The organism is Streptomyces sp. NPDC005393 (genome assembly GCF_040606675.1).
GTDB lineage: Bacteria > Actinomycetota > Actinomycetes > Streptomycetales > Streptomycetaceae > Streptomyces.
On the sequence record NZ_JBEXFG010000003.1, the window covers coordinates 174028 to 190302 of the forward strand.

The following is a 16275-nucleotide window of genomic DNA, read 5'->3' on the forward strand; positions in this document are numbered from 1 at the left end:
GGCGAGGCGATGGGGGGCGGCTGTGCCGGGGTGGCTGGTGTTCGTGGCGTTGGGTGTCGTTCTCACGCTGGGCACGTGCCTGTGCGCGTCGATCAGCACCCGATCCATGAAGGGCTCGGTGTGGACCGACAGCGCGCGGCTGTGGGGTGACGGGGCGCTGGTGTTCCTGATGGTCGCTTCCGTGAGCTACCTCCTCGGCGCATTCGCGAGCTTGACCTGGGACAACGACGATCACACCCAGTGCGCGATGGAACGGCGGCAGCCCGGCGGCGCCTCGCTGTTGTCCCGTGACGTCACGTTGTTCCCGGTACGGGCCGTGTGCCGGTGGACGGACGGGGCCTACGACGCCGTACCGTCCTGGGTCAATCCGAGCATCTACGCGTCCCTGGCCGCGGCGGCGGTGTGTGCGATCCTCGCGATGTTCCGCCACGAGATGGCGGAGCGGGCCAGGTACCGGTCCGCCACCGGCGGATCCCCGGACGGAGACGCCCGCGGCACCGGATGAGCGGTCGCCGCGCGTACGCGACGCCCGGCCCGTCCAACGGCGCCCGTCCCGCCCCCCATCGGTCGTCAGCTCGCCCGCGGGCCCACCGGCGCGGCCCGCCCCACGATCGTGCCCGCGCGGTCGATGCAGATGACGTCCACCGCGACCGGCGCCCCGCGCAACACCCCGAGGGCCGTCTCGCGGGCCGCCGCGGCCACCAGATCGCCGAGCGGCACCCTGCGGGCCGTGCACAACTGGACCGTCTCCAGGCCGGTGTTGGCGGTCGCGACCGCCGTCGCCAGCTCCTCGTCCGCACCGCCGCGGCGGGCCAGCTCCGCGAGGAAGCCCTTGTCCACCTGGGAGCGCGAGGAATGCAGATCCAGGTGGCCCGCCGCCAGCTTGGACAGCTTCGCGAAGCCCCCGGCCACCGTCAGCCGGTCCACCGGATGGCGGCGCAGATACTTGAGCACCGCCCCCGCGAAGTCGCCCATGTCCAGCAGCGCGTCCTCCGGCAGCCCGTGCACGGCCACCGCGACCTTCTCCGACGTCGACCCCGTACAGCCCGCCACATGCGTACGCCCCGCCGCCCGTGCGACGTCCACCCCGCGCCGGATGCTGTCGATCCACGCCGAGCAGGAGTACGGCACCACGATGCCCGTCGTCCCCAGGATGGACAGCCCGCCGAGGATGCCCAGCCGCGGATTCCACGTGCTGCGGGCGATCTCCTCGCCGTGGTCCACCGAGATCTCTATCTCGACGTCACCGGCCCCGCCGTGCCGGGCGGCGACCGACGCGATGTGATCGCACATCATCTGACGCGGCACCGGGTTGATGGCCGGTTCGCCCACCGCGAGCGGCAGACCGGGACGGGTCACGGTGCCGACCCCGGGGCCGGCCCGGAAGACCACCCCGCTGCCGGGCGGCAGGGCCCGTACCGTGGCCCGGACCAGCGCGCCGTGTGTCACGTCCGGATCGTCCCCCGCGTCCTTGACGACCGCGGCCATGGCCCGGCCCGCGGCCACCTCCTCCGCCGCGAGCGCGAAGGCGGGCCGCTGCCCCTTGGGCAGCTCGATCGTCACCGGGTCCGGGAACTCCCCGCTCAGCAGCGCGGTGTACGCGGCCGTGGTGGCGGCGGTCGCACACGCCCCGGTGGTCCAGCCGTGCCGCAGCCCCGTCCGCTCCAGCTGCGCCCCGCGCCCGCCGGTCGCCTTGGTCTCCGTCTCCGCCGTCTCCGCCTCAGCCACGGGTCACCCGCCGCGCATACGATGACGGGCGCACGGACGACGAAAGGCACCCGATGAACAGCGCTCCGGCGCGCCATGTGCTCATCCTCGGCGGCACCACCGAGGCGCGCCGCCTCGCCGCCGAGCTGGACGGCGACCCCGCCCTGCGCGTCACCAGCTCCCTCGCGGGCCGCGTCGCCGAGCCGCGGCTGCCCGAGGGGCAGGTGCGGATCGGCGGGTTCGGGGGTGCCGAGGGCATGGCCCGCTGGCTCCGTGAGCACCAGGTGGACGCGCTCATCGACGCCACCCATCCTTTCGCCGGCACGATCAGTCTCCACGCGGCCCAGGCGGCCGCGTCCGTCCATGTTCCCCTGCTCGCCCTGCGCCGCCCCGGCTGGGTGGCCGGTCCGGGGGACCGCTGGCATCCGGCGGGGTCGCTGGCCGAGGCCGCGCGGCTGCTGCCCGCCCTGGGGGAGCGGGTGTTCCTCACGACGGGCCGGATGGGTCTCGCCGCCTTCGCCCACCTGACCGACCCGTGGTTTCTGGTCCGTTCGGTCGACGCCCCCGAGCCGCCGGTCCCACCGCGCATGGCGGTGATCCTGGACCGCGGCCCGTTCACCCTGGAAGGCGAGGCGGAGCTGCTCGCCCGCCACCGCATCGACGTCCTGGTCACCAAGGACAGCGGCGGCCAGGCCACCGCCCCCAAGCTCACGGCGGCCCGCGAGGCCGGCGTCCCGGTCATCGTGATCCGCCGCCCACCGGCCCCGCGGAACATCCCGGTGGCCGAGGACCCGGCCGAGGCCGTCGCCTGGCTCCACACCACTCTCGACTGACCCGAGTTCACTTGCCGGCTTCGGGGCCGTACCACTGGAGGGCCTGACCAGTTAGGGAAGCGATGCATTCGAAGTCGCGGTCGCGGTGCAGGAGGGTCAGCCCCTGCAACTCGGCAGTGGCGGCAACGACGAGGTCAACGGCTCCGGCGCTGCGGTGCTGACCTGCCCTGGTCAGCAGTTCCTGGACGTGCCAGGCGCGGTCGTAGGCGCGGTCGTCCACGGGCACCCAGCCGAACAGCAGCCGCAGGTCCTCGATGCCCCTCGCGCGGTCCTCGGCCGAGCGGGCGCTGTAAAAGAACTCAAGCTCGGTGATCGGGCAGGTCGCGATGAGCCCAGCCGCCGCAGCCTGGTCCCACCCGTACTGCTCGGCGTCCCTGCGCATGAACCGCGCGAGCGCGCTGGTGTCGATCAAGAACTGTGCGGCGCTCACCGACGGTAGTTCCTCTTGTCCTCCAAGAGCTCCAGATCGAACGCGCCCTCGTCCGCCGCAGCGCGCAGGCGGGTGAGCGCGAGCGCCCTCCGCCGATTCTCCAGCACCTCGCGGAGTGCGGTGTTGACCGTCTCCTTCTTGGTGCTCGTACCGAGTGCTTGGGCCACGTCGGCCAGCAGCTCGTCATCGAGATCGATAACGGTTCGGCTCATGAGGGGACCTCCATTGATATCAACCAAAGCATAACTTGTATCTCGCAGGTGCTCGGTCCTCGGTGATCCGGGGTTTTCCGTGGCGACATAGGGGTACTCAAACGGGTCGGAAGCGACTAAAAGGCACTGAAGTCACCGAAAGCCAACGAATGGCAGTTGCCGGAGCGGCGAGGCCCGCGGGAGGCACCATGGCCGAGCAGAAGACGCAGCAGGTCGGGATCTGGCCACGGCTCCCGGTGGCGGACTGGGCCGAGACCCGGGACACACTGCACATGTGGACCCAGATCGTCGGCAAGATCCGGCTGGCCCACGCACCCATGGTCAACCAGTGGTGGCAGGTCACCTTGTATGTCACCCCGCGGGGGTTGACGACGTCCTCGATCCCGTATCGGACGGGAGCATTCGATATCGAGTTCGACTTCGTCGACCACCGGCTTCGCATGCGTGTCAGCGACGGAAGCCGGCGCGAGCTGGCGTTGGAGTCCAAACCGGTGTCCCGGTTCTACGCCGAGACCATGGGCGCGCTGGGAGAGCTGGGCATCCGGACCCGCATAGACCCCCGGCCGAACGAGGTGGACCGGCCATCCCGTTCGCGGAGGACGACCGGCACGCCTCCTACGACCCGCACGCCGCGCGGCTGTTCTGGGGCCAGCTGCTGCGGGCGAACCAGGCGTTCGGGGAGTTCCGGTCCCAATTCGTCGGCAAGGTCAGCCCCGTGCACTTCTTCTGGGGGGGGCGATGGACCTGGCCTGCACCCGCTTCTCGGGCCGCCCCGCGCCGCCGCATCCCCCCGGTGGCGTCCCCAACTTGCCGGACTGGGTGACGAGGGAGGCCTACTCCGTCGAGTTGGCCAGCTGCGGGTTCTGGCCCGGCGGTGGTGAGGAGGGCGGGTTCTACGCCTACGCCTATCCCGAACCAGCCGGCTTCGCCGACCATCCGGTCCGCCCCGCGGAGGCGTCATACCAGCGGGAGGTCGGTGAGTTCGTGCTGCCCTATGAGGCGGTTGCCGCCGCTGCTGATCCGGACCGGGCGCTGAGCGAATTCCTGCACAGCACGTATGAGGCGACGGCCGAGCTGGGCGGCTGGGACCGGGAGGCGTTGGAGGCCGACCCACACCGCTGGGAACACCGCTGAAACCACGCCTGACAAGCCCGGCGTTACCCTTGCGCCGCCGCAGAACGGCGACACGGTATCCATATGCCCCGCCGCCTGAGCACGACGGGGCCTGACCTCCCGGCCCGTCAGAGCCAATTGACGATTGCGAGGGCGATCAGCGCGGCGAGTGCGCCGAGCCCGCCGAGGATTCCGACGCCTGCGGCGATCTTCACGCTGGCGGGCTGGGCCTCCCGCCAGCCCAGCTCCCCGGCCGCTTTCCGGATCAGACGGTGGCCCTCGGCGGACGAGAAGGTGTACTGCTCGGAGCCGTCCAAGGTCCGGTGCGAAGTGACGGACACGCTCCGGCCGACTGACACCGTCTTCCCCAGCCGCACTGCGCCCAGGCCCGCCTCGTACTCGACGGTGCGGACGACATCCGTCAGCGTGAAGATCTTCTCTTCCGGGCGCAGCGCGACGCGGTAGGTGTGCACCTGGGTGACCCGGCGACGGGTCAGCAGCTCCCGCCACTGCGGGACGTCGACGTCCACGGTCAGGTCGAATCCCCGCTCCGTCCGGCACATCCGATACGGCGTGCCCGCGGCGGCGGCCTCGATGCGGGCGTACAACTCATCGACAGCACCTGCGCTGTTGGCTCCCATCACGGACACGCAGAGTAACAGCACGTCAGTGGCCTGCCAAGGCATGCGGTGCCCCGGCCACACACCACCGGCCCGCGTCCGCACTGGCGCCTCCCGGTGGGGCCCGACCGATAACTCCCGACCGATAACTCACCGACGCGCCAACCAGTCGTGGCCGCGATCGAGCACTCGGCGAGCGGCGGTGGCCGTACCGTCTGCGCCTGCCCGGCAAGTGTGCCGCCGGCTTCCCGCCGCAGCGCGACACCTTTCACGGGAGGACCGTCGCCGGCGACCGCCCGGAGCGGGGCACATGAACGGCTGCGAGGACGGACACCAGGGCCCCGCAGACCCCAACCGGGACGGAAACCGAGACGGAAGATCACGAAGGGCCCGACCGCTGTGTGGTCGGGCCTTTCGTACACCCTGCTGGGCTGAGGCCGTCCGCTATTCGCGCTGGGAGCGCGGCCTAGCCCCGGTGGGGCTCGGGGTAGCGGCGTGGCGTCCAGACGATCTCGGTGCCGTCGCCGCGCCGCACCGTGCGGGTCTGGGACGAGCCCACCAGGAGGATGGTGCGCATGTCGACCTGGGCCGGGTCGAGGTCGGCCAGTCGGACGATGCGTACCCGCTCCTCCGGGCCGCCGATGTCCCGGCCGAGGACCACCGGTGTGTCGGGGGCGCGGTGCTCCAGGAGTAGTTCGCGTGCCTTGCCGACCTGCCAGACGCGGCTGCGCGAGCCGGGGTTGTAGAGGGCGAGCACCAAGTCGGCCGCTGCCGCGGCGCCCAGGCGTTCGGCGATGACCTCCCAGGGCTTGAGCCGGTCGGAGAGGGAGACCACCGCGTAGTCGTGGCCGAGCGGGGCGCCCGCGCGGGCGGCGGCCGCATGGGCTGCCGTCATGCCGGGCAGCACCCGCACCGGCACCTCGCGGTACGGGTCCTCGGACGCGGCCTCCAGGACGGCGGTCGCCATCGCGAAGACGCCCGGATCGCCCGAGGACACCACGGCGACGCGCCGTCCGCGGCGGGCCAGGTCGAGGGCGAACTCGGCGCGCTCCGCCTCCACCTTGTTGTCGGAGGCGTGGCGCCGCTGACCCGGCCGCACCGGCACCCGGTTCAGATAGGTGGTGTAGCCGACCAGGTCTTCGGCGGCGGCCAGTTCGCCCCGCGCCTCGGGGGTGAGCCACAGCGGGCCGGCCGGGCCGAGGCCGACCACCACGACCTCGCCCTGCCCGGCGGGGGTCCGCGCGTCGATCCGGCTCGGCAGCACCGCCACCGAGAAGTACGGCACCGACGCCGGGTCGACCTCCGCCAGCGGGGCCGTCCGCTCCGCGTCCATCGTGGCGCGCTCCACATACCGCGCGTCCGCCAGCCGTCCCGACCGCTCCAGGGCCCGCCGCACCGTGGGGAAGGTCCGGCCGAGCTTCATCACGGCCGCCGCGTCGGTCGTCGCGAGCCGTGCCGTCAGCTCCTCCTCGGGCAGTGTGCCCGGGAGGATCGTCAGCACCTCCTCGCCCTCCACCAGCGGCGCGCCGAGCCGGGCGGCCGCGGCGCTCACCGAGGTGACGCCGGGGATGACCTCGGTGGGGTAGCGGTTGGCCAGCCGCTTGTGCATGTGCATGTACGAGCCGTAGAAGAGCGGATCGCCCTCCGCGAGCACCGCGACCGTACGCCCCGCGTCCAGATGCGCGGCGAGCCGGGCGGATGCCTGCGCGTAGAACTCCTCCATCGCGCCCCGGTAGCCCCCCGGATGGTCGGTGCCTTCCGTCGTCACCGGATAGACCAGGCGCTCCTCGATGTGGTCGGGCCGCAGATGCCGCTCGGCGATGGATCGCGCGATGCTGCGGCCGTGCCGGGCGCTGTGATACGCGATGACATCGGCCTCGGCGATGACCTCCACGGCCCGTACGGTCATCAGGGAGGGGTCGCCGGGGCCGAGCCCCACCCCGTAGAGCCGGCCGGTCTGCTGCTCGCTCACTCTTCCTCGCTCGCTATCGCGTTGATCGCGGCCGCGGCCATGGCGCTGCCGCCGCGTCGGCCGCGCACCACCAGATGGTCAAGCGCCGCCGGGTGTCCGGCCAGCGCCTCCTTGGACTCGGCCGCGCCGATGAAGCCGACCGGCACACCGATGACGGCCGCCGGGCGCGGCGCGCCCTCCTCGACCATCTCCAGCAGCCGGAAGAGCGCGGTGGGCGCGTTGCCGACGGCGACGACCGAGCCCTCGAGCCGGTCCCGCCACAGCTCCAGCGCGGCGGCGCTGCGCGTCGTGCCCATCCGCCGCGCCAACTCCGGTACGTCAGGGTCGGAGAGCGTGCACACCACCTCGTTGCCGGCGGGAAGCCGCTTGCGGGTGACACCGCTGGCGACCATCTGCGCGTCGCACAGCACGGGGGCGCCGGCGCGCAGCGCGGCGCGGGCGCGGGAGACCACCTCGGGGGAGTACCCGAGGTCCTTGACCAGGTCGACCATGCCGCAGGCGTGAATCATCCGCACCGCGACCCGGCTGACGTCGGCGGGAAGGCCGCCGAGGTCCGCCTCGGCGCGGATGGTGGCAAAGGAGGCGCGGTAGATGGCCGCGCCGTCCTTCTCGTAGTCGAACACTGTGCCCTCGATCATCTCGTTCCCCGGGCCGCCGCCACGGCGTCGGCCACCTGCTCTGCTGTCACATCCACGCGCAGGTCCGCGCTGTCCGCCTCCGGCGTGTCCCGTACGGTGACCCGGTAGCCCGCGCCGGTCGCCAGCGCGTCCACCCAGCGGCCGCCGGGGTGGCCGCAGCGCCGCTCACAGCCGGAGAAGTACACCGGCAGCGAACCCGGACGACGGTCACCCGCCACCGCGCGCTCCGCGTCGGCACGCACATTGGCAAGGGACTTGGCGCAGCCGGGACGTCCGGTGCACGCACCGACGCCGAGCCACGGGGAGTCCGGCTCGGTCACGAGCCCGGCGTCGGACAGCTCGTGCGACGCGGCCCGGCCGCCGTCCGGGGAGAACCCCGGGAGCACCACGCCGCGCCAGGGTGTCACACGCAGCTCGCCCGACCCGCCCCGGGAGGCGAGCGTGGCGAGCAGCCGCCACTGGGCCGCGCTCACCCGGCCGAGCGGGACGGCGACGGACACGGCGCGGCGCCCGTCCGGCCCGGCCACCAGCCCCGGCGCGGGGCGCGGCCCCGAAGCGTCCGAGCCCTTGGGCTCGGGGCCCTTATGTGCGGTACGTACCGTTTCGATGCCCGCGTTGGCGAGTCGCGCCGCCAACCGGTCGGCCGTCACGGCGTGTTGCGCCGGGAGCTCCCGTACACGCCACGCCCGGCTGCCGCTCTCGCGCATTCCCGCCAGGAACTCCACGGCGGCCAGCGCGGCCGCGCGCGGCGCATCGCCGGCCCGCACTCTCAGCTCGGCGTCGCCGCCCGGCGTGTTGTGACCGTCCGCCCCGCCACCGCGACACGCCGGAGCGGGCATCCGCAGCACGGCCCCGCCGTCCGGCGTTGCGATCAATGTCACATCCGCGCCCAAGGCGGCCACATCGCCGCGCCCGTCGTCCAGCGCGAACAGGAAACGGCCCGACAAGGCGGACAACTCGCCCGACGTCTCGTCGCACAGCGCCGCGTCCAACTCCCGTGCCCACGCCGCCGCATCCGCATGCCCCGCGCCGTCCAGCCCGCACAGCGGCGACGCCACGATGTTGCGCACCCGGTCGTGCCGGTCCGACGGAAGCAGTCCGGCCGCCCGCAGCCGGGCCGCCAGCTCCGTGCCGCACCCCGCGTCCAGGCCGCGTACCTGCAGGTTGCCCCGGGAGGTGATGTCCAGCCGGCCGTCCCCCAGCTCCTCGGCCACTCCTGTCAGCGCGTCCGCCTGACGGGCCGTCAGCAAGCCTGCCGGCACTCGGATACGGGCCAGCGCGCCATCGTCCGCCGTGTGCAGCCGCAACGCCCCCGGGCAGGCGTCATCGGGCCCGCTCCGGCGGCCGGAGGGCGCTTCATTCCCAGGTGGGACGGTGGTCGGGGGAAGGGGCATGGCGGCGAGCATACCGACGATCGACCAGCCCTCTCCGTCCCCTGCCAGGTCAGCAACGCTTACTATGCTCAGCGGTGGGTCGTCCCGGCCCGCCGGACGCACAAGACGGCGTCAAGGGGAGGAAGCCGGTGCGAATCCGGCGCGGTCCCGCCACTGTGAGCACGGTGGCTGTCGGTACGGCAGCGGCCGGGCGAGCCAGGAACTCCCGCCGTCTTCCAACCCGCCCGGGGCGCGGACCCCGAGGAAGGCGCGCTGCGCATGATCCTGCTGCTGTCGACGTCCGACACCGACCTGCTCAGTGCGCGTGCCGCCACGGGCCCGGTGCCGTACCGCCTCGCCAACCCGGCCCGGCTCGCACTCGATGACCTCCCCGGCCTCCTCGACGGCGTCCAACTCGTCGTCGTCCGGCTTCTCGGCGGCGTCCGCGCCTGGCAGGAGGGGCTCGACACGCTGCTCGCCGGGGACCGCCCGGTTGTCGTCCTCACCGGTGAACAGGCCCCTGACGCCCAGCTCATGGAGGCGTCCACGGTCCCGGTCGGGATCGCCGCCGAGGCCCACGCCTATCTCGCCCACGGCGGGCCCGCCAACCTGGCCCAGCTGGCCCGGTTCCTCTCCGACACCGTGCTGCTCACCGGCCATGGCTTCGATCCGCCCGCGCCCGCCCCCACCTGGGGTCCGCTGGAGCGCACCGCGCGGACGACGACCGGCCCGACCATCGCCGTGCTCTATTACCGCGCCCACCACATGAGCGGCAACACCGCTTTCGTCGAGGCCCTGTGCCAGGCCGTGGAGGACGCGGGGGGCCGACCGCTGCCGCTGTTCGTCGCCTCCCTGCGCGCCCCCGAGCCCGAGTTGATCGAGGCCCTCGGCCCGGCCGACGCGGTCGTCACCACCGTCCTCGCGGCCGGCGGCACCCGGCCCGCCGAGGCGTCCGCGGGCGGCGACGACGAGGCGTGGGACGCGGGCGCGCTCGCCGCGCTCGACGTACCCGTCCTCCAGGCGCTGTGCCTGACCAGCTCGCGCGCCGTATGGGAGGAGAACGACGAGGGCCTGTCGCCGCTGGACGCCGCCACCCAGGTGGCCGTCCCGGAGTTCGACGGACGGCTCATCACCGTGCCGTTCTCCTTCAAGGAGGTCGACGCGGACGGTCTGCCGGTCTATGCCGCCGACCCCGAGCGCGCCGCGCGCGTCGCGGGCATCGCGATACGACACGCCCGGCTGCGCCACATCCCCGCGGCCGACAAGCGCCTCGCGCTCGTCCTCTCCGCCTACCCCACCAAGCACTCCCGGATCGGCAACGCCGTCGGCCTCGACACCCCGGCGAGCGCCGTCGCCCTGCTGCGCCGGCTGCGCGCCGAGGGCTACGATTTCGGCCCCGAGGACGGGCCAAACGCGGTCCCGGGCCTGGCCTCCGGCAATGGCGACGAGCTGATCTATGCCCTCATCGAGGCGGGCGGCCATGACCAGGACTGGCTCACCGAGGAGCAGCTGGCCGCCAACCCGGTCCGCATCCCGGCCGCCGACTACCGCCGCTGGTACGCCACGCTGCCGCGGGAGCTGCGCGACGCGGTCGAGGAGCACTGGGGTCCGCCGCCCGGCGCGATGTTCGTGGACAGCAGCCGCGACCCCGAGGGCGAGATCGTCCTCGCCGCGCTGCGCCGTGCCAACCTCCTGGTCGTCATCCAGCCGCCGCGCGGCTTCGGCGAGAACCCCATCGCCATCTACCACGACCCCGATCTGCCGCCCTCGCACCACTATCTGGCCGCCTACCGCTGGATGGCCACGCCCCGGGCGGACGGCGGCTTCGGCGCCGACGCCATGGTGCACCTGGGCAAGCACGGCAATCTGGAGTGGCTGCCGGGCAAGAACGCGGCCCTGTCCGCCGCCTGCGGCCCCGACGCCGCGCTCGGCGATCTGCCGCTGATCTACCCGTTCCTGGTCAACGACCCGGGCGAGGGCACCCAGGCCAAGCGCCGCGCCCACGCCACCCTGGTCGACCACCTCGTACCGCCGATGGCCCGCGCCGAGTCCTACGGTGACATCGCGCGGCTGGAGCAGCTGCTCGACGAGTACGCCGCCATCTCCGCGATGGACCCGGCCAAACTCCCCGCCATCCGCGCCCAGATCTGGACCCTGATCCAGGCCGCCAGGCTCGACCACGACCTGGGCCTGGAGGCCCGGCCGGACGACGACGGCTTCGACGACTTCCTCCTGCATGTCGACGGCTGGCTGTGCGAGGTCAAGGACGCCCAGATACGCGACGGACTGCATGTCCTCGGCGCCGCCCCGACCGGGCCCGGGCGCGTCAACCTCGTCCTGGCCATTCTGCGCGCCCGTCAGATCTGGGGCGGTACGACGGCCCTTCCCGGGCTGCGCGAGGCGCTCGGCCTCGACGAGTCGGCCGCCACCCGCACCGGCGCCGACGCGGCCGAGGAGCGCGCCCGCGCGCTCGTCCAGGCGATGGAGGACGCCGAGTGGGCCCCGGAGGCCGCCCGGAAGGCCGCCCTCGGGCTGCCCGAGGAGCAGCGCGCCCCGGTCACCGCGATCCTGGACTTCGCCGCCCGCGAGGTCGTACCGCGCCTCGCCGCCACCACGGACGAGATCGACCACGCCGTCCACGCGCTCAGCGGCGGCTTCGTCCCCGCCGGCCCGTCCGGCTCGCCGCTGCGCGGACTGGTCAACGTCCTGCCGACGGGCCGTAACTTCTACTCGGTCGACCCCAAGGCGGTGCCCAGCCGGCTGGCCTGGGAGACCGGCCAGGCGCTCGCCGACTCGCTCCTGGAGCGCTACCGCGCCGACAACGACGGCCAGTGGCCGAAGTCCGTCGGCCTGTCGCTGTGGGGCACGAGCGCGATGCGCACCTCCGGCGACGATGTGGCCGAGGCGCTCGCGCTGCTGGGCATCCGCCCGGTGTGGGACGACGCCTCGCGGCGGGTGACCGGGCTCGAACCCGTGCCGACCGACCAGTTGGGCCGCCCGCGGGTCGATGTCACGCTGCGCATCAGCGGCTTCTTCCGTGACGCCTTCCCGCATGTCGTCGCGCTGCTGGACGACGCCGTACGGCTCGCCGCGTCCCTGGACGAGGCCGACGAGGACAACTACGTACGGGCGCACACCCGGGCCGACCTCGCCGAACACGGCGACGAGCGCCGCGCCACCACCCGTATCTTCGGCTCCCGCCCGGGCACCTACGGGGCCGGGCTGCTCCAGCTCATCGACAGCCGCGACTGGCGCACCGACGCCGACCTCGCCGAGGTCTACACGGTCTGGGGCGGCTATGCCTACGGCCGTGAGCTGGACGGACGTCCGGCCCGCGAGGAGATGGAGAGCGCCTACCGCCGGATCGCGGTCGCGGCGAAGAACACCGACACCCGCGAGCACGACATCGCCGACTCGGACGACTACTTCCAGTACCACGGCGGCATGGTCGCCACCGTGCGCGCGCTGAAGGGCGCCGCCCCCGCCGCGTACATCGGCGACTCCACCCGCCCCGAGACGGTCCGCACCCGCACCCTGCACGAGGAGACCTCACGGGTCTTCCGTGCCCGGGTGGTCAATCCGCGCTGGATCGAGGCGATGCGCCGGCACGGCTACAAGGGCGCCTTCGAACTCGCCGCGACCGTCGACTATCTCTTCGGCTACGACGCCACCACGGGCGTGGTCGCCGACTGGATGTACGACAAGCTCGCCCAGACCTATCTGCTCGACCCGGAGAACCGCTCGTTCCTGGAGGAGGCCAACCCCTGGGCGCTGCACGGCATGGCCGAGCGGCTGCTGGAGGCCGAGAGCCGCGGCCTGTGGGCGGAGCCCGACCCGGAGGTGCTGGAGCGGGTACGGGAGCTGTATCTGGAGACGGAGGGCGGCCTGGAGGGCGGGGAGGACTGAGCCTTCCCGGGGTTGCGGGATCCCGGCCGTCCGCCCGCTAGCCGGCGGATGGCCGGGCGGCCTGCCGGACCCGGTCGGGCCAGGGCGGACAGTTCACCAGTTCGGCCCACTCACGGTCGTAAGCCCCGGGCACCGCCCGCCCCGCGGAGGCCCAGCGCTCGACCAGCGCCGCGTAGATCGGTACGGATGTTGACTGGTGAACGGTCTGATGAACCGTTCCGCCGCCTTCGGTGCTCCGGTCCAGCGCTCTGCTCGGCTGCGAGAGAGAACGGCGTCGCATCGTCGTCGTCATAGTCGGCCAACGCGCCACGCCCCGTCAGGTCACCCTCTGTGCGCCTGTCTCACCCGCATCGGCGTGGCTTCGCACACGTCAGCGACTCCCGCCGGACACCCGGGCGGCCCCGCTCCATGAACCCGTTCCCGCCCGGCAATGAAAAGCGTTGCCGAAACCATAAAGCGCATTTCACCAGGGCCCGGAAGTCTCCTGATAACCGTGTCCATTACCGCCTTTGGAGATTTTCCCCGGTGCTGTTTCAATTGCGCTGTCCCGACGGCGAGCCGAGGAGGAGCGGGTGGGAGCTCATGCGCACGGACACGGCGAGGACCATGGCAAACACGCCCACGCGGTGGCGGAGAACGCCGACCGCCGCTGGCTGACCTGCGCACTCGCGCTGATCACCGGCTTTATGGCGGTCGAGGTCGTGGTCGGGGTGCTCGCGCGCTCGGTGGCGCTGATGTCCGACGCCGCCCATATGCTCACCGACGCCGCCTCGATCGTGCTGGGGCTGATCGCGATCCGGCTCTCGGCGCGGCCCGCGCGGGGCGGATATACCTATGGGCTCAAGCGGTCGGAAATCCTTTCCGCCCAGGCCAATGGCCTTTCACTGCTGCTGCTCGGCGCCTGGCTGGGTTATGAGTCGGTGGAGCGGCTGATCGATCCGCCCGAGGTGACCGGCGGTCTGGTGCTGGCCACCGCGCTCGTCGGGGTCGCGGTCAACATCGCGGCGGCGTGGTGCATGTCGAAGGCGAATCGCTCCTCGCTCAATGTCGAGGGCGCCTTCCAGCATGTGCTCAATGACCTCTACGCCTTTATCGCCACCGCCGTCGCAGGCCTGGTGGTGGTGGTGACCGGCTTCGCACGGGCCGACGTGATCGCCGGTCTCGTCGTGGTGGTCCTCATGGTCAAGGCGGGTGTGGAGCTACTGCGGGCCTCCGGGCGCATTCTGCTGGAGGCGGCGCCCGCCGGGGTGGAGCCCGATGAGGTGGGGAACCGGCTGGTCTCCCATGCGGAGGTGGCCGAAGTGCACGATCTGCATGTCTGGCAGATCACCTCGGGCGAGGTGTCGCTCTCCGCGCATGTCCTGGTCGCGGCGCTCGGCGACTGCCACGCGGTCCGGGAGGATCTGGAGGGGGTGCTGCACCGGGAGTACGGGATCACCCACACCACGCTCCAGGTCGACCACATCGGCGACCACGCCTCGCTGCCACGGCGGGACGGTGAACATCAGCGCGCCGATGCCGTGTCCGTCGACCACTGTCTGACCGCCCACGGCCCGGTGCACCGAGCGGCGCCGCACGACCACTGAGAGCTACGGCCCGCCCCGGATTCCGCGCCGGCGCCCGGCCGTATCAGGCGGCGGCCGGGACGTTGTGCGGGGCGAAGACGGCGGTCACGAGCTTCCTCGCGACGTGGGCAGCCAGCGCTTCCACCGCGATGCGGGCCAGCTTTGCCAGGACGGTCGTCAGGATTTCGGCCATGGGGGTTACCTCACTGGGTGAACATGATGCGGAAGCGAGGCATCCGCTTCCATCACCGAGGTTCGCCGAGGCGGGGAAGCGCGCGGAGGCCTGCGGGTAAGCATTCGGTGAACGGACGGCAAGACCTCGGTGTCGGACGTTGCACGGGGTCAGGGGTGCGCGCGCTCGGGGTGCTCCGGGTCCTCGAGCCGGACCGGCGGCAGGAACTCGCCGAGCAGCGTGCGATGCCACCAGGCCCCGGTGGCACGCCGCTCCCGCCGGGTGGTGAAGCGGTAAAGATACAGCCGGGCGCGGATATGGGTGGGCGGCGTCTCGGGGAAGGGGGACACCCGCAGCAGCCTCAGCGTCGCCCGGTCGTTCGTCAGCAGCTTGGTGACCAGCGGGGTGAACCACGATCCGGCGTAGGCCGAGGAGATCCCGGCGAACCACATCATCCAGTCCAGCCGCAGATGGTACGGCGCGTACTGACGCGGCATCCTGCGCACATCGCCCGGCTTGCCCCGGAACTCGTACTCCTTCCAGACCGTGTCCGGGGTGATCGCCGGCTCGTCGGTGCCCTCGATCATCACCTCCTGCCGGCTGCGGTTGACGCTGCCGAAGGCGCCGTAGGTGTTGACCAGGTGGAGCGGGTTGAAGGAGTAGTTCATCAGCTGGCGGCCCGACAGCAGATTGCGGGCCGGCCAGTAGCTGAGCGTCAGCACCAGCGCGGTGGCGGCCAGCACCAGAACCTCGTACCAGACCGGGGGAGCGGCGAGCGGAGGCGGCTGGGGCAGCCCCAGCACCTCGGCCGCGCGCCGCCCGTCGACCGCGGAGAGCGCCAGCAGGATCGTCAGCCAGTTCAGCCATGCGAAGTTGCCGGAGGCGACCAGCCACAGCTGGGTGACGACGATGATGCCCGCGGCCACGCTCGCGACCGGCTGCGGGGTGAACAGCGCCAGCGGCACGACGAGCTGGGACACATGGTTGGCCGCCACCTCCGCCCGGTGCAGCGGCTTGGGCAGATGGTGGAAGTACCAGCTCAGCGGCCCCGGCATCGGCTGGGTCTCATGGTGGTAGTACAGACAGGTCAGATCGCGCCAGCAGCGGTCCCCGCGGATCTTGATCAGCCCGGCGCCGAACTCGACCCGGAACAGGAGCCAGCGCAGCAGCCACAGGATGAGAACGGACGGCGCGGTGTGCTCGTTGCCGAGGAAGATCGCGAGAAACCCCGTCTCCAGCAGCAGTGACTCCCAGCCGAAGCCGTACCACACCTGCCCCACGTTGACGATCGACAGGTAGAGCAGCCACAGCACGAGCCACGCCGCCATCGCGGCCCACAGCGGCACCTGATCCGCGGCCCCCACCAGCAGGGCGGCCGACAGCGCGGTGCCCAGCCAGGCGCAGACGGAGAAGAAGCGATCGGAGTAGTGCAGATGGAACAGGCTGGGCGACCGGCGGAACGGCACCCGCGCGACGAAGCGCGGCACCGGTGTCAGCCCATGCTCGCCGAGCAGGGCCCGGCCCTGGTCGACCGCCGTCAGAAACGCGATCAGGTAGATCGCGGCCAGCCCCCGCTGGAAGACGAGCCGGCTCAGCCAGTAGTCGGATGAGGTGAACCACTCCATGGCGGCCGCTCCCTGAGCCTGTCGCTGCCTCGGCCTGCGTGTATCCGTACCACCTCCGACGGGTGCCCGTGGCGCGCCGGGTCATACGGCGGGCCGAGTTCATTCGGTA

General features: G+C 72.3%; 14 protein-coding genes, 1 pseudogene and 1 riboswitch. Of the genes and pseudogenes, 5 read left to right on the plus strand and 10 right to left on the minus strand.

Annotated elements, in window-relative coordinates; all coding sequences use genetic code 11:
• Nucleotides 1-106 precede the first annotated feature (106 nt).
• Nucleotides 107-505, plus strand: a complete 399-nt coding sequence (locus tag ABZS71_RS05275) for a hypothetical protein (protein ID WP_356207722.1) — start codon at nt 107-109, stop codon at nt 503-505.
• 65 nt (nt 506-570) lie between these two features.
• On the opposite strand, the gene ABZS71_RS05280 is transcribed toward ABZS71_RS05275, so the two are convergent.
• Nucleotides 571-1728, minus strand: coding sequence for a cobalt-precorrin-5B (C(1))-methyltransferase (locus ABZS71_RS05280; RefSeq protein ID WP_356207723.1), 1158 nt, complete (start codon nt 1726-1728; stop codon nt 571-573).
• Between the two features lie 53 nt (nt 1729-1781).
• Here ABZS71_RS05280 and ABZS71_RS05285 point away from each other — a divergent pair, with 53 nt between their 5' ends.
• Nucleotides 1782-2540 carry a cobalt-precorrin-6A reductase gene (locus ABZS71_RS05285; protein ID WP_356207725.1) on the plus strand — a complete coding sequence of 253 codons (759 nt, stop codon included), beginning with the start codon at nt 1782-1784 and terminating at the stop codon, nt 2538-2540.
• A 7-nt stretch (nt 2541-2547) separates the two neighbouring features.
• Here ABZS71_RS05285 and ABZS71_RS05290 read toward each other — a convergent pair whose 3' ends face one another.
• Entirely contained in the window at nt 2548-2970 is a 423-nt protein-coding gene (locus ABZS71_RS05290; RefSeq protein ID WP_355857550.1) for a PIN domain nuclease, read from the minus strand.
• A complete protein-coding gene (locus ABZS71_RS05295) occupies nt 2967-3182 on the minus strand; it encodes a type II toxin-antitoxin system VapB family antitoxin (RefSeq protein WP_356207726.1) in 216 nt (71 codons plus the stop codon). The genes ABZS71_RS05290 and ABZS71_RS05295 overlap by 4 nt, the downstream gene beginning before the upstream one ends.
• Nucleotides 3183-3370: 188 nt before the next feature.
• Between ABZS71_RS05295 and ABZS71_RS05300 the strand changes: the two are divergent.
• A pseudogene (locus ABZS71_RS05300) lies at nt 3371-4316 on the plus strand (DUF5996 family protein).
• 107 nt (nt 4317-4423) lie between these two features.
• On the opposite strand, the gene ABZS71_RS05305 reads toward ABZS71_RS05300, so the two are convergent.
• The 4 genes from ABZS71_RS05305 to cobG all read right to left on the minus strand — a co-directional run bounded on the left by ABZS71_RS05305 (nt 4424) and on the right by cobG (nt 8919).
• Nucleotides 4424-4939 carry a hypothetical protein gene (locus tag ABZS71_RS05305; protein ID WP_356207728.1) on the minus strand — a complete coding sequence of 172 codons (516 nt, stop codon included), beginning with the start codon at nt 4937-4939 and terminating at the stop codon, nt 4424-4426.
• Between the two features lie 442 nt (nt 4940-5381).
• Nucleotides 5382-6887, minus strand: coding sequence for a precorrin-2 C(20)-methyltransferase (locus ABZS71_RS05310; protein ID WP_356207730.1), 1506 nt, complete (start codon nt 6885-6887; stop codon nt 5382-5384).
• Nucleotides 6884-7525, minus strand: coding sequence for a precorrin-8X methylmutase (locus ABZS71_RS05315; protein ID WP_356207732.1), 642 nt, complete (start codon nt 7523-7525; stop codon nt 6884-6886). Before ABZS71_RS05315 ends, ABZS71_RS05310 begins: the two co-directional genes overlap by 4 nt.
• Entirely contained in the window at nt 7522-8919 is a 1398-nt protein-coding gene (cobG, locus tag ABZS71_RS05320) for a precorrin-3B synthase (protein ID WP_356207734.1), read from the minus strand. Before cobG ends, ABZS71_RS05315 begins: the two co-directional genes overlap by 4 nt.
• Nucleotides 8920-8977: 58 nt before the next feature.
• Nucleotides 8978-9144: riboswitch (cobalamin riboswitch) on the plus strand.
• A 33-nt stretch (nt 9145-9177) separates the two neighbouring features.
• On the opposite strand from cobG, the gene cobN reads away from it, so the two are divergent.
• Nucleotides 9178-12804, plus strand: a complete 3627-nt coding sequence (gene cobN, locus ABZS71_RS05325) for a cobaltochelatase subunit CobN (RefSeq protein ID WP_356207735.1) — start codon at nt 9178-9180, stop codon at nt 12802-12804.
• Nucleotides 12805-12841: 37 nt separating this feature from the next.
• Here the strand turns inward: cobN and ABZS71_RS05330 are convergent, their stop codons facing one another.
• Nucleotides 12842-13084 (minus strand): hypothetical protein, encoded by a 243-nt coding sequence (locus ABZS71_RS05330; RefSeq protein ID WP_355845855.1) that lies wholly within the window; start codon nt 13082-13084, stop codon nt 12842-12844.
• A gap of 292 nt (nt 13085-13376) precedes the next feature.
• Here ABZS71_RS05330 and ABZS71_RS05335 point away from each other — a divergent pair, with 292 nt between their 5' ends.
• Nucleotides 13377-14390 carry a cation diffusion facilitator family transporter gene (locus tag ABZS71_RS05335; protein ID WP_356207737.1) on the plus strand — a complete coding sequence of 338 codons (1014 nt, stop codon included), beginning with the start codon at nt 13377-13379 and terminating at the stop codon, nt 14388-14390.
• 43 nt (nt 14391-14433) lie between these two features.
• Here ABZS71_RS05335 and ABZS71_RS05340 read toward each other — a convergent pair whose 3' ends face one another.
• Both ABZS71_RS05340 and ABZS71_RS05345 read right to left on the minus strand, forming a co-directional pair.
• Nucleotides 14434-14562, minus strand: coding sequence for a hypothetical protein (locus ABZS71_RS05340; RefSeq protein ID WP_356207739.1), 129 nt, complete (start codon nt 14560-14562; stop codon nt 14434-14436).
• A 149-nt stretch (nt 14563-14711) separates the two neighbouring features.
• Nucleotides 14712-16166 carry a lipase maturation factor family protein gene (locus tag ABZS71_RS05345; protein ID WP_356207741.1) on the minus strand — a complete coding sequence of 485 codons (1455 nt, stop codon included), beginning with the start codon at nt 16164-16166 and terminating at the stop codon, nt 14712-14714.
• Between the last annotated feature and the right edge of the window lie 109 nt (nt 16167-16275).